This window comes from Butyrivibrio sp. VCD2006 (genome assembly GCF_000423925.1).
Classification (GTDB): Bacteria; Bacillota; Clostridia; order Lachnospirales; family Lachnospiraceae; genus Butyrivibrio.
In genome coordinates this window covers 236087-248747 of record NZ_AUIX01000001.1, presented here as the reverse complement: position 1 = coordinate 248747, position 12661 = coordinate 236087, and the positions used below count along the sequence as shown (strand labels likewise).

Annotated in this window: 7 protein-coding genes; all 7 read left to right on the top strand. The window is 42.0% G+C overall.

Going from position 1 to position 12661, the window contains the following annotated elements; translation table 11 throughout:
- The first annotated feature begins 89 nt into the window (after positions 1-89).
- The 7 genes from G586_RS0101090 to G586_RS0101060 all read left to right on the top strand — a co-directional run bounded on the left by G586_RS0101090 (position 90) and on the right by G586_RS0101060 (position 12624).
- Complete coding sequence (locus G586_RS0101090; RefSeq protein WP_026526204.1) at positions 90-407, top strand: septum formation initiator family protein; 318 nt, start codon at positions 90-92, stop codon at positions 405-407.
- On the top strand, positions 388-1818 hold the full coding sequence (gene tilS, locus G586_RS0101085) for a tRNA lysidine(34) synthetase TilS (protein ID WP_026526203.1): 1431 nt from the start codon (positions 388-390) through the stop codon (positions 1816-1818). Before G586_RS0101090 ends, tilS begins: the two co-directional genes overlap by 20 nt.
- A 45-nt stretch (positions 1819-1863) precedes the next feature.
- Positions 1864-2388, top strand: coding sequence for a hypoxanthine phosphoribosyltransferase (gene hpt, locus G586_RS0101080; RefSeq protein ID WP_026526202.1), 525 nt, complete (start codon positions 1864-1866; stop codon positions 2386-2388).
- A gap of 12 nt (positions 2389-2400) precedes the next feature.
- The gene (gene ftsH, locus G586_RS21270; RefSeq protein WP_051204349.1) at positions 2401-4275 is read left to right on the top strand and encodes an ATP-dependent zinc metalloprotease FtsH; all 1875 of its coding nucleotides are present in this window, start codon (positions 2401-2403) and stop codon (positions 4273-4275) included.
- Between the two features lie 260 nt (positions 4276-4535).
- The gene (locus tag G586_RS0101070; RefSeq protein ID WP_051204347.1) at positions 4536-6641 is read left to right on the top strand and encodes a glycoside hydrolase family 13 protein; all 2106 of its coding nucleotides are present in this window, start codon (positions 4536-4538) and stop codon (positions 6639-6641) included.
- A 48-nt stretch (positions 6642-6689) separates the two neighbouring features.
- Entirely contained in the window at positions 6690-9416 is a 2727-nt protein-coding gene (locus tag G586_RS0101065) for a YfhO family protein (RefSeq protein ID WP_026526200.1), read from the top strand.
- Positions 9406-12624, top strand: a complete 3219-nt coding sequence (locus tag G586_RS0101060; RefSeq protein ID WP_026526199.1) for a glycosyltransferase family 39 protein — start codon at positions 9406-9408, stop codon at positions 12622-12624. The genes G586_RS0101065 and G586_RS0101060 overlap by 11 nt, the downstream gene beginning before the upstream one ends.
- Positions 12625-12661 lie beyond the last annotated feature (37 nt).

Sequence of the window (12661 nt, the reverse complement as noted above, 5' to 3'; positions counted from 1 at the left end):
GACAGCACTTTTTGTGAGTAATAAAATATACTTGAGGGGTTATCTCCGAAATAACGATAACATTTTTGTTTCGGAGGAGGAGTTTGTAAATGGCAGCTAAGGCTAGATATAAAAGAGGAAATGTACAAAATACATATGGTATGATAATGGCTACTGTTGCCGTTGCATTGTTGCTTATCGTCGTTCTGGTAAGGAGCTTTAGCCTTGTGCAGAAGAGAGACCAGTATCAGAACAGGATTAGTTCTTTGCAGGCTCAGATAGCAGCAGAGGAAGAGCGTAGCGAAGAAATAGCAGAATTTGAGACATATACAACTACAAGAAAGTATATAGAAAAAATTGCAAAGGAAAAGCTGGGGCTTGTATATCCCGGAGAGATAATTTTCAAGGATGAGAGCTCAGGAAATTAAAGACATAGTGAAAAAGTTCATAGAAGATGAAAATCTTATCGCAGACGGTGATGTGGTTCTTGCAGGTGTGTCCGGAGGAGCCGACTCTGTCTGCCTTTTTCATGTGCTTAGACAGCTCCGTGAGGAGAGAGATTTTGAACTTGCGGTGGTCCACATTAACCACATGATAAGAGAGGCTGCGGAGGGTGAGGCGCAGTTTGTTGAGAAATTGTGCGGAGAATATGAAGTGCCTTTTTACAGGAGAGACATTGATATTCCTCGTATTACCCGAAAAGCTGAAATGTCAGAGGAAGAGGCAGGTCGCAATGAAAGATATAAAGCCTTTTGTGCGATAGCAGGCGAACTGGCAAGGAAAAGCGGCAAGCCGGTCAAGATAGCAACTGCTCATAATCTTGGCGATCAGGCAGAGACTGTTCTTCACAACCTGTTCAGAGGCAGCAGGATAAAGGGGCTTTCCGGAATAAGAGCGAAGGGTGAAAGAGACGGCTTTATGCTTATCAGGCCGCTTCTTCATACTCAGAGATCGGAAATTGAAGAATTTCTTGGAGAAAATGGTTTTAAGTACTGTAATGACAGCAGCAACTTTACGGATGACTATACCAGGAACAGAATCAGGCATAACATAATCCCGGTAGCGAAAGAACAGATAAATCAAAAGGCTGACAGGCATGTCGCAGAGGCAGCCGAGTATTTGGCCAGAATAGATGATTTTATCGACGAACAGGCCGGCAAGGTACAAGGCTGGCTTATTGAGAGCATGAAGGATGAAGTTGTTCTTGATTGCAATGTTTTGGCAAAGCAGCCCGATATCATCCGCGAGAGACTTATTACAAACGGAATCCATCTTTTATACCCTCATGTTAAGGATTTTCAGGCTGTGCATATAAGGGAACTTGCAGAACTGACGCTACGACATGATGGCTCTGAAAAAATGGATCTGCCATATGGAATAAAAGCGCTTAGGATATATGACCGATTGAAGCTTAGCTTTGAAAAAGCTGTCATGGGCGATAATGAAGCTGTTTTGGTAGATATGGCAAAGCTTTCTAAGGGAGAAGCTGTAAAGCTGCAGGTTCCGGGACTTGGCAATGTAAAGCTTAGGCTATTTTCCTATGAAAGTGATCTCAAAATACCTTGCGGAGAATATACGAAATGGCTGAATTATGATAAAATAAAGAATAGTCTGCAATTTCGCACCAGAAAGATCGGTGATATCATTTCAATTGGAAATGGTAATAAAAAACTCAAGAAATTCATGATAGATGAGAAAATCCCCGTTGATAAGAGGGATGCGTTGTACGTACTTGCTGAGGGAGACAATGTTTTATGGGTTCCCGATCATCGTATGGGTGACGCTTACAGGCTTGATGAGGATACGAAAAAGGTTTTGGAAGTTGCGGTAACAAAATGATTAAGTAATAAGGAGTGCATGAGCGCTCCCGGAAAAGAGGTAATTATGGCAGAATCAGTTAGAGTATTACTATCTGAGGAGGAAGTAGACAAGAGGATACAGGAGATCGGCGAACAGATAAGCAAGGATTACGCCGGCAAAACTGTACATCTGGTATGTGTTCTTAAGGGCGGTACATTCTTTATGTGTGAGCTTGCTAAGAGAATCACAGTTCCGGTAACAATGGACTTTATGTCTGCTTCAAGCTATGGCTCATCTACAAAATCAAGTGGTGTTGTTAAGATTGTCAAGGATCTTGATGAGCCTCTTACAGACAAGGAAGTAATTGTAGTTGAGGATATTGTGGATTCAGGAAGAACACTCAGCTATCTTCTTAAGATGCTTGGTGACAGAGGTCCTGCCAGCATAAGACTTTGCACACTCCTTGATAAGCCTGAGAGACGTGTTATGGATGTGCATGTAGATTATACAGGATTTGAGATTCCTGATGAGTTTGTTGTGGGATATGGTCTTGATTATGACCAGAGATATCGTAACCTTCCTTACATAGGAGTTGTAGAGTTCGATTAAAGGGGATAAACAGTGAATAAAAATAGGGGCTTTAGTTTTTATTTTGGATTGATTGTGGTTCTGCTTTTGGCACTCGCTTTTCTTGAGTATGGCAAGGGCAGGATTCAGTCGTCAGATACAGCCTACACCGAAAAAAGATTGGTACAGGATCTGCAGGACGGCAAGGTAATATCTGCGGAAATTATACCTAATGAAGCGACACCTACCGGCGTAGCAAAGATTACACTTGTGGATAATTCCGAAAAGGTATTGTATTCGCTTGATACTTCCAGGACAGAGAACATTCTTGCAGAACACGGAGTTGATCCGATAGTGCGGGATGTTCCGGGGGAAAATCTGCTGATAAGCAGTATTATTCCTATTCTTGTAGGTCTTTTCGTCATCACGTTTTTATTTGTGATGATGAACAATGCTCAGGGGCAATCGTCCGGTAACAGCCGAATGATGAATTTCGGTAAGAGCAGGGCCAGATTGTCAACCGGTGATGACAACAAAATCAAGCTTACGGATGTAGCAGGTCTTGTTGAGGAAAAGGAACAACTTGCTGAGATTATTGAATTTCTTAAGGATTCTGCGAAATTCACTAAGGTCGGAGCAAGAATTCCCAAGGGTGTACTTTTAGAGGGTGCTCCCGGTACAGGTAAGACACTGCTTGCAAGAGCGGTAGCAGGTGAAGCAGGCGTTCCGTTCTTTAGCATTTCGGGTTCTGATTTCGTTGAAATGTTTGTCGGTGTCGGAGCTTCACGTGTACGTGACCTGTTTGCTGATGCAAAAAAGAATTCGCCCTGTATTATTTTTATCGATGAGATAGATGCTGTTGCAAGACGCCGCGGAACTGGTATGGGCGGCGGACATGACGAGCGTGAGCAGACACTGAATCAGCTCCTTGTTGAGATGGATGGATTCGGTGTAAATGAAGGCATAATCGTTATGGCTGCAACGAACCGTGTTGATATTCTTGATCCGGCGATCCTTCGTCCCGGACGTTTTGACAGAAAGATTACGGTTGCTCGTCCCGATGTAAGAGGACGAGAGGAGATACTTAAAGTACATGCCAGAAATAAGCCGCTGGGAGATGATGTTGATCTTGAGAGCATTGCTCAGACAACAGCAGGCTTTACAGGTGCTGATCTTGAGAATCTGTTAAATGAATCTGCAATAAATGCAGCTATGGACAACAGAGCATTTATCAGACAGACAGATATTCAGAAGGCATTTGTACAGGTTGGCATCGGTACAGAGAAGCATAGTCATATTATTTCCGACAAGGAAAAGAAGATAACTGCTTATCATGAAGCAGGACATGCTATTCTCTATCACGTGCTTCCGGATGTAGGTCCGGTTTATACAGTATCAGTTATTCCTACAGGTATGGGCGCAGCAGGTTATACCATGCCTCTGCCTGAAAAGGATGAAATGTTCCTTACAAAAGGAAAGATGCTTCAGGAAATAATGGTTGTTCTTGGGGGAAGAATAGCCGAGGAGATCATCTTTGGTGATATCACTACAGGAGCATCAAGCGATATCCAGAAGGCTACAAGCGAAGCCAGAAAGATGGTTACCGTATATGGTATGTCCAAGAAAATCGGTATCATCAATTACAATGAGCAGGAAGAGGATGTTTTCATTGGCTACGACATCCAGCATAACAAGAGAAATTCCGAACTCATGGCCGGCGAGATCGATAAGCAGGTTAAGGATATCATCGATCTGTGCTATGCGAAGGCTAAGGAAATCCTCAGATCTTACGAGGACATCCTTCATTCAAGCGCAGAGCTTTTAATTCAAAAAGAAAAAATCGGACGTGGCGAGTTTGAAGCTCTGTTCACGCTCCATCCGGCTGTTTCTTTTAGGGAAGACGTAGCAGCACTGGCCGAAAAGGTTTAAGTTTGTGCAAAAATAACAAAAATGAACACGGGGTTTTAGTAAATTTGTGAAACGTGAGTATTTACCCATCTATAGGGTGGTGCTAATATACTCTTGTAACCCCCAATACATTAAAGTTTTTTGCTATACCCATAAGAAAGAAATACCTTCTCTAAAAAAGACAGCAACCCTAAGCTGTCTTTTTTGTTGTCTTATGGAAGGATCCATGGGATTAAAAAGGATTTCGCTTGCGAAATTCTTTTTCGTTTAAGGAGATTTTTATGATTAGGCGGGACAAATTGTTCCATGACATGACGTTGGATTATCATCAGCCAACTCAGCCAAAGCCCGGCAATTTAGTGTTTGTATATTTTAGATGCGGGCAGGATGAAAATGTCAGGATTTATCTTGTCTTCAAAAGTGAAGTTGAGTCAAGAGAAATAGAAATGAAGAAGCATAGTTCAGAGGACGGCTTCGATTACTATCTGGTTAAGGGAAAGGTTCCCAAGGGTGGCGGAATCGTTTACTACTACTTCCGGATAGAGGGTCAGGGAGAGACTATATATTACGACCAGAGGGGGGCCGGTAATGTAGTTCCTGACAGATTTAGATTTAGAATGATTCCCAATTACTACACACCTGATTGGGCAAAGGGTGCGATAATGTACCAGATCTTTGTCGACAGGTTTAGGAACGGGGATCCTGATAACGATGTACTTTCAGGTGAATATACATATGTCGGAGCCAGAAGTGTTCAGGTTACCGACTGGAAAAAGTACCCTGATCCCCATGGGAACATCAGAGAGTTCTATGGCGGAGACCTTCAGGGTGTTATTGAAAAGCTTGATTATCTGCAAGATCTCGGAGTTGAAGTTATATACTTTAATCCGCTGTTTGTATCACCTTCCTGCCATAAATACGATACGCAGGATTATGATCATATAGATCCTCACATCGGTAGGATTATTTCCGATAAAGGAGAGCTGCTTAAAGAGGGTGGCGTCAATAAAAATGCCACAAGATACATAGACAGGGTAACAAATTTAAAGAACCTTGAGGCTTCCGATGAGCTTTTTGCAAAACTCATATCAGAAGCTCATCAACGCGGAATAAGAGTTATCCTCGATGGAGTATTTAATCACTGCGGTTCCTTTAACAAGTGGATGGATAAGGAATGTATCTATGAAAATGCGCCCGGATATCAGAAGGGAGCATATGTATCTAAGGATAGTCCTTATCATGATTACTTTGGATTTTATGGCGGAGACTGGCCTTATAACAACAATTATGAAGGCTGGTGGGGCTTTGATACATTGCCAAAGCTTAATTACGAAGGCAGTAAAAACCTTGAGAATTACATAATTGAAATAGGCAAAAAGTGGGTTTCTCCACCTTTTAGTGCTGATGGATGGAGACTTGACGTTGCAGCTGACCTTGGACATTCAAGAGAGTATAACCATAGTTTCTGGAAGAAATTCAGAAAGGCTGTAAAGGAAGCAAACCCTCACGCACTTATTTTGGCAGAGAATTATGGAAGCTCGCATGACTGGCTTCTTGGAGATGAGTGGGACAGCATCATGAACTACGACGCATTCATGGAACCCGTGACTTATTTCCTCACCGGAATGGAGAAGCACAGCGATGAGTTTCATCCGGAAATGATTGGTGATGTGAACAGATTCTGGGACTGGATGTATGGCTGTGGAGTTGACAATTTTGTTCAGCAGTCTTCACTTGTAGCCATGAATGAATTATCCAATCATGACCATTCAAGATTTTTGACAAGAACCAATCATGTGGTCGGAAGATGCGGCACAAGAGGTCATAGGGCAGCAGAAGAGGGCGTTAACCGGGCTGTTATGAGACAGGCTGTTGTTATCCAGATGACCTGGCCCGGAGCACCGACTATTTATTACGGCGATGAAGCCGGTATGTGCGGATTTACCGATCCTGATAACAGAAGAACATATCCATGGGGTCTTGAGGATCAGGAAATGCTCAGATTCCATAAGGAAATGATTCGCATTCACAAGACAAGCGTTGAATTAAAGACAGGTTCACTTGTCAGACTTGACGCGGGTAGCGGTATTCTTGCTTTTGGAAGATTCAACAGAATCAGTGCAACGATAGTCGTTATTAATACAAACGATTATGCCGCTGTCGGTGAAATAGGTCTTGCGCCTATGGGAATTCCTGATGAGGCCAGACTTATAAGGGTGATGGAGAGTAACAACAAAGGCTTTAGAACAGAGCCCTTAAGCTATAGTGTAAAGAATGGCAAGCTTGTCAGGGTATACGGACCCGGCTCAGCTGTGGTTCTGCAATACAACAGAATTACTGCAGTAAACGAGGAAGCATTCTGGTCAACGAATGTATTCCGTATGTGATATTTTATAATATGCTGAAAAAATATGAATCCGAGGTAATAAATATCAATGAAGAAGTCATATGATCATTCTAAAAAGACAGTGTTCTTTTCCTTTACGGTCATCTATATTGTCATGGCTGCACTGGTATGGGGATGGTTTTATTACAGCGGAAAGTCAATGATCAATGCCACGGATGCATTTGAGCAGCATATAAATGCGCTTTCTAAGTACGGTAGATTTCTGCGGGGAGTGGCACACAGATTTCTCGCAGAGCACCGTATTGATATTCAGAGCTATGATCTCGGAATAGGTTATGGAGCAGATTTTCTGACCTCCATGCAATATTATGCCGTGGGAGATCCTCTTAATCTCCCCATGGCATTCTTACCATCAAAATATGTGTATTATTATTTTCAGTTTTTGATCTTACTCCGTCCATATCTGGCCGGATTATCCTTTTTACTATTAACCGGAGGCAGAGAGAGATTTGGTCTGCTGTCACGGCTTTCAGGTGCTATTTCATATTCATTCTGCGGAATTGTTATGTTCATCGGAATGTGGAACCCACAGTTTGTTCAGCCGATGATCTGCCTTCCGCTTCTTGTTTATGGGGTTCAGACATATGTTAAAAAGAAAAAAACGCTGCCCTTTGTGCTTGCGGTTGTATTTTCTGCAGTCAGCAACTTCTATTTCTTCTACATGCTGGTGCTAATGACCATAGTCTATGGACTTCTTTATGTTTTCACATCTGATGAGGTAAAGGATTTAAAGGATCGCCTTTTGCTTGTTGGAAGATTTATGGTGATGGGAATTATTGGAACTCTTGTAGCCATGCCCATTCTTCTTCCTGTTATCATTGCATTTTTATCAAATCCAAGAGCAGGACTTGGTTCACACGGGGTTCCGGCATTATATGCAATCGATTATTACAAGGAACTTATGGGAAGCCTTATTTCATATAAGTATTTCCCTTCATATGACACGGTAATTGGTTTTACATTTATCGCACTTCCGGCGCTTTTGTTTATCTTTTTTAAGGCAGGAGACAAGAATAAGGGCGAAGTAATCAGACTTAGAATATTGTCTGTTTTAATGACACTTATGTTACTTTTCCCTGTCTGCGGTTATGTGATGACAGGCTTTTCATATACCATTAACCGTTGGAGTTTTGCATATTGTCTGCTTCTGTCCTATCTTGTGGTTTTGCTTTGTGAGAGAAGTGAAGAACTTAGTATTTTAAGCTCTGTTATATTAGCAGCCTTGTGTGCTGCTTATTCAGCAGTAGTTGTTATTGTATGCAAGGGCTCAACGCTGATGTATCCGCAGCTAGCATTGCTTTTGGTTTTGCTGTTAGTAGTTCTTATAAAAAAGATTCCCGGAAACGTAAGAAGAGGCATTATCTTCGTGCTTGTTTTATTGGGAATAGTTCAGAACGGATATGCAGCAAATGCCCCTATGGCAGGTAATCTTCCAAGTGGCTATGTGGATAAAATGTCACCTGTAGAATACGATGAGCTTGTTATGAACACAGAACTCAGAGCTTTATCTGAGACTGTGGAGGAAGGCTACGATAAATATTACAGCTACACGGGTCGAAATCTTACATTTAATGCGTCGCTCCCCTACAGTATTCCTTCAACACAGTTTTACTGGAGTCTGGCTAATGGATTAGTTTCGGATTTTTTGGAATCCATGGCTGTTAATGAGATGGCTAACTTCCAGTTCTTTGGTCTTGATGACAGAACAATACCGCTTACTCTTGCGGGCGTAAAGTACTATTCACTCAGATACAATAACGAGCAGGAGCAGAGCTATGTGCCATATGGCTATGCACCTTATTCAGAGTGGTTTAACTTCGGAATATACTCCGGCACAAATGTGCCTGCTTTTGGATATACGCAGAACCAGGTTATTTCCAGAGAGGATTATGACAGACTTTCATCTGTGAAGAGGCAGCAGGCGCTTTTATACGGTGCGGTTAGAGAGAATATAAGTACAGACTGTGAGATACCTGAGCTCAATGTAGATGATGAATATTACTATTCCGATATTGAGGTTCCTTATGAAATCATAGATACAAATAAGGTCAAGGTAAAGGATGGATATTTTAAGGCAAAGAAGGACAACGCTGAAGTAACGCTATCTTTTGAAGGTGTACCGGGCTGTGAGACATATCTTTATTTTGAAAATCTTCAGTGCGAGACAAAGTATGATGCGGTAAATATCATTGTTTCGACAGATACGCCTGAAAACAGGCAGGTTACGAAAACAGTTTTCTATAAGACTCCTTACAGCCAGTTTTACAGTGGATGGCATAACTATCTGGTGAATATGGGTTATAGCGATGAGGGAAGAAGTCGCATTAAGATCACCTTTACAGCGAAGGGCAAATATCAATTTGACGCTATAAAGGTTATCTGTCAGCCTATGGCAAGTTACGCTGAGAGATCAGCAGGACTTGCGGCAGAAACAATGGCAGACAATGACCTTCACCGTAACAGCTTATCGCTTATGACAAATGAGATTACAGGAACTATCACAGCAAAAGAGGATTCCTATCTTGTGCTGAACATCCCCTACGATAAGGGATGGAGCATATATGTGGATGGAGATAAGAGGGTACCTGAAAAAGCCAATATTATGTTCCTTGGAACTCCTATAAATGCCGGAACGCATAGTATAGAGCTTAAGTATCACACACCGGGACTTTTGCCAGGGATACTTCTGTCAATGCTTGGTATCGTTTGCCTAATAATATTTACGATCACGGAGAAGAAAAAGAATGCTATCTGAAAACAAAAGCGCTGATAAAGGGAAATTGTATTTTCTTATCATTTACATAATTGCAATATGCTCAAGGCTTATTTTTCTTAAATCATCCCCTGCAGGACTCCATGTGGATGAGGCCGGAATGGCTTATGACGCATATTGTCTTGCAAATTACGGGGTGGATAGGAATCTCATTTCTTTTCCGGTATACCTGATAAATTTCGGAGGGGGGCAGAGCGCACTCTATGCATATGTGGCAGCCTTGTTTATAAAATTCCTGGGGCTTAACATAATCGCAATAAGACTTCCCGGAGTTTTGTTTTCACTTATAACATTGTTTGCTGGTGAAGAGATTGTAAAAAGAGTATGCGGAGAGGATTCTGCTGCAGCATATATCTATCCGATTCTTTATGCAATATGTCCTGCCTTTGTAATGAGTGCTAGATTCGGTCTCGATTGCAACCTGATGCTTGGTATGACCACTTTGTTTTTGTATGGTCTCATGAGAGCAGTCAGTTCCGGAAAAGCAGGAGATTACGCCCTTGTTGGTGTTTTTGCCGGAGTATCTCTTTATACCTATGCAATCTGTTATGCCATCATGCCAATCTTTCTGATGGTATTTTTCCTGATTCTGCTTTTTTCAAGAAAACTGAATGTACTTAGAGTGGTTTGCTTTGTTGTTCCGCTTGGAATACTGGCACTTCCTCTTCTTGTAACTCAGTATGTAAATATCACAGGAAGTGAATCCATAGTGTTTGGGATTATCACAATGCCTGCACTTACTTTTTATCGCGGCGGAGAGATAATGGCTCCTACATTGTCGGGACTTACTAATGCGCTTAAGAGTATTTTCCTCTACGACAGCCTGGATTATAACAGCATTCCTGCTTTTGGAACGATGTATTATATAACAATTCCGTTTATCGCTGTCGGGCTTATTCGCACGTTTATTACGATTGGCAAGTCAGCTAAAGAGAAAGAGCTAAGCTTCGCGCTTTTGCCGCTTGTATGGTTCCTGTCAGAACTCCTTGTAGGTTCTATGCTTGGAGGAGACGGACCCAATGTTAACAAGATGAATGGCATATTCTTTACATTAGCCTTTTTTGCTGCTTTTGGAATGGATGCGTTTCTTCTGTTGTTTTCAAAGAATAAGAAGGTTTATGTGGCAGCAGGAGCCGTGCTTGGGGCAGTATTCCTTGCATTTGGCGGAGCGTTTTTCACTAAATATCTGGGAAGCTATTCCGATAACCTTTATCTTTTCCAAAAGCCGCTTGATGAGCCTATAAAGGTGCTCTCAGAGGATGAGTTCTTTGCTGACAGACAGGTGGTTGTGATACATAATAATCAGCCATATATTCCGCCTTATATTTATTACTTGCTTGGATCAAAGCTTTCTCCTTATGAGTTTAATATGGGGGATACATCTTTTTACGGTAGATATCTTTTCAATATGCCGGAGGAACTTAGCCCTGACTATGTTTACCTTGTATTTGACGGTAATCCTGAGGCTATCGAGACCTTGTACGAGATAGGCTGTAATCAGATTATGAAATTTGACGGCTCAAGCATTGTTTGGTGCGGAGAACCTTCCACATATGTTCCTTCAGAGGATGAGACTTCAAAGATAAAAGGTATCCCCTTTGGACATGATCTTCCTTTCCATTTGAGAAGAATAGCAGGAATTACAGAAGGTCTTAAGTTCGGAGAATTCCCTGTAAAAATGCAGCACTACTGGTTCAACAATTATGGATATCCTGTAGGAGTTATGTACGGAGATGTCCTTTTGTATATCCCGGCAGTTTTGCACCTCTTAGGGATGCCTCTCTGGATGGCATATATGTGGTATTTTGTGCTAATACAACTTGTTACGGCCCTTACCGCTTATCTGTGCTTTAAATACATTTCCGGAGACAGAATTACCGGGGCTCTCTGTATGCTCTTGTACGTGTTCTCCTTCTGGAGACTTACGGATCTGTTATCAAGAGAGGCTGTGGGAGAATATAGTGCTTTTGCTTTTCTGCCGCTTATTGTCCTTGGACTTGCCAGAATACATAGAAATGAAAATAAGGTCAGAGGAGTTATTCTTCTTGGCGCTGGAATGACAGGGCTTTTTGTGACACATCTTCTCAGCGTTGTAATGGCAGCGTTGTTTATCTTTATTTTCGTCATCGTGGACATTAAAACAATGCTTTCTGAGGGAAGATGGAAGAGTATTATCGGGGCAGCAGCCGGCACGCTCATCTTTAATCTGGGACAGCTAGTGCCTCTTATGGACTATTACAAAAACGCTCCGATGCTCATAAACTCGGGTGAAAAGACGCCAATTCAGACCTTTGGAATTACCTGGAGACAGCTTGGAGGCGCTTTCTATAATGTTCTTGCACCTATCATGGAGCTTGGAACAGAGCCTGTGGATGAGCTTCCGCAGTCACCGGGACTGGCAATGCTCTTAATATGCATTATTTCAGTAGTATTTCTGATTAGGGAGAAAAGGGCTATTGGGGAAAAGGCTATGGTGATAGTGCTGACGGTGCTTTCTGTATTTGCACTCATACTTAGCACATGCTACTTCCCTTATGACTTCCTGTATAGTAAGGTGCCGTTCTTATTTAAGCTTCTTGGAAGCATCCAGTATCCGGCAAGATATTTAACAGCGGCTACAATGCTTATCTGCACATTATATGCAGTAATGAGAAAGCAGAAGCCGGCCTATACTATGAGCATTATTCTGCTTGCATTAACCCTGTGGCAGAGTGGTGGTTATATCAATACCTTCCTGGAAAAGCAGACCAATATTGTGTCTATTGAAAGTATAGATGAGTGGACATCCTTTGATGATGACAGGCAGTATATGCTGACAGGTACCGACCTTGAGAGACTTCAGTATGCTTCGGTACTTCCGTCAACGGAAGAGATTACCTACGACGATGAAAACAGGGAAAAGGGCGAATATTCACTTCATCTTGTGAACAGCTCCTCTGAGGAGGGCTTTGCAGATCTTCCGCTTCTTGCATACCCTTACTACTATGCGACGGATGGAAGCATGAGCTATGGGCTATCTGCAGGTGATAACAATAAGCTTAGGATTACACTTCCTGCAGGTTGTGATTCAGTAATAAAGATCCGCTTTAGAGAGCCTGTTTATTGGAGGATAGCAGAGCTTATCACTTTGGGATCTGTGATTGTTTTAATTGCTATTGGAATAATGGGTAAACGTAGGAATAAGAAATAGTAAAACCGCTGCGAGGGCAGCGGTTTTTTATTGGCGG

Coding starts and splice junctions, on each gene's coding strand:
- G586_RS0101090 (WP_026526204.1), top strand. CDS start 90: ATGGCAGCTAAGGCTAGATATAAAAGAGGAAATGTACAAAATACATAT.
- tilS (WP_026526203.1), top strand. CDS start 388: ATGAGAGCTCAGGAAATTAAAGACATAGTGAAAAAGTTCATAGAAGAT.
- hpt (WP_026526202.1), top strand. CDS start 1,864: ATGGCAGAATCAGTTAGAGTATTACTATCTGAGGAGGAAGTAGACAAG.
- G586_RS0101070 (WP_051204347.1), top strand. CDS start 4,536: ATGATTAGGCGGGACAAATTGTTCCATGACATGACGTTGGATTATCAT.
- G586_RS0101065 (WP_026526200.1), top strand. CDS start 6,690: ATGAAGAAGTCATATGATCATTCTAAAAAGACAGTGTTCTTTTCCTTT.
- G586_RS0101060 (WP_026526199.1), top strand. CDS start 9,406: ATGCTATCTGAAAACAAAAGCGCTGATAAAGGGAAATTGTATTTTCTT.